The following is a 1,647-nucleotide window of genomic DNA, read 5'->3' on the forward strand; positions in this document are numbered from 1 at the left end:
AGGCCGGTGATCGCCTTGTAATCCAACGAGCGGTCCAGCTTGCGCCCGTACCACCGCGTGATGGCGCCGAACACCCGGTTCACAAGCTTGGAGAACCGGCCTTCTTCGGTGTTCTTCAGCAGCACCGAGCACATCATCGGCGACAGCGTCAGCGCGACCACGCCCGACACGATCACCGAGCCCGCCAGCGTGAAGGCGAATTCGCGAAACAGCGAACCGGTGAGACCGCCAAGAAAGCCGATCGGCGCGTACACGGCCGCTAGCGTGATGGTCATCGAGATGACGGGGCCGACGATTTCGCGCGCGCCTTGCAGCGACGCCTGTACCGGCGTCTTGCCCTCCTCCAGATGGCGGTGGATGTTCTCCACCACGACAATGGCGTCGTCGACCACGAGGCCGATCGCGAGCACCATCGCGAGCAGGGTCAGGAGGTTGAAGCTGAAGCCCAGCGCCAGCATCAGGGTGCAGACGCCGATCATCGACAGCGGGATGGTGACGACAGGAATGATGACCGAGCGGAGCGAGGCGAGGAACAGGAAGATCACCACGATCACGATGATCACGGCTTCGCCCAGCGTCTTCTCCACCTCGTCGATCGAGGATTGGATGAACTTGGTCGAGTCGTAGGCGACCTTCATCTTCATCGACGGCGGCAGATTGCGTTCGAGCTCGGGGAACAGCGCGCGCACGCCCTTGACCAGCGTCAGCGGGTTGCCCTGCGGCGTTGCCTGTACGCCGATGAAGATCGCATGCTCGCCGTTGAAGGCAACGCTCGCGTCCGTGCTTTGGGCCGCAAGCTCGACGGTGGCGATGTCCTCCATCCGCACGAAGCCGCCGTCCTTGGCCTTGACGATCATCTTCTTGAACTGGTTGACGTCGGTCAGGCCCGTATTCGTCGAGACGTTCGAGACGATGAGATAGCCCTTGGTCTGGCCCGCGGCGGACTGGAAGTTGTTGGCCTGGATCGCCGCCGCAACGTCCGCCGGCGACACGTTGCGGCCGGCCATCTTAACGGGATCAAGCCAGAGCCGCATCGCAAAGGTCTGGCCGCCCAAAATGTCCGCCGAGGCCACGCCGTCGACCGTCGACAGCACCGGCTGCACCACGCGCGTCAGATAATCCGAGATCGCCGAGCCTGACAGCTCCTCGGACGAGAAGCCGAGATACATCACGGCCGTGGTTTGACCCGTGGTCTTGGTGACGATCGGGTCGTTGGATTCCTTCGGGATCAGATATTTGACCGAGTTCGTCTTGGCCAGCACCTCGGTGAGCGCCTGGTTCGGATCGAAGTTCAGCTTGATGTAGACCTGGATCGTCGAGGTGCCGAGGACCGAGGACGAGGTGATGTAGTCGACGCCCTCGGCGGAAGCGACCGCCTGCTCGATCGGCGTCGTGATGAAGCCCTGGATCAGGTCCGCGGATGCGCCGGGATACACGGTCGTGATGTTGATGACGGTGTTCGACAGCTTCGGATACTGCCGGATCGGCAGCACCATCGCCGCGCGCAGGCCTATCAGCAGGATCAGCAGGCTGACGACGACCGACAGCACCGGTCGCTTGATGAAAATGTCGGTAAAGGCCATCGCGGCGATCTCGATTTCTATGTCTCAAGAAGCGTGATCCGGCCGAGCCGGATCACGCGAATGT

1 protein-coding gene is annotated in these 1,647 nt (G+C 62.4%); it reads right to left on the reverse strand.

All coding sequences use genetic code 11. The features are described 5' to 3' along the window. The coding region (locus IVA96_RS11690; protein ID WP_247417245.1) for an efflux RND transporter permease subunit at positions 1-1,583 on the reverse strand (1,583 nt) is incomplete at its 3' end. Between the last annotated feature and the right edge of the window lie 64 nt (positions 1,584-1,647).

This window comes from Bradyrhizobium sp. 159 (assembly GCF_023073795.1).
In the GTDB taxonomy this organism is placed as follows: Bacteria; Pseudomonadota; Alphaproteobacteria; order Rhizobiales; family Xanthobacteraceae; genus Bradyrhizobium.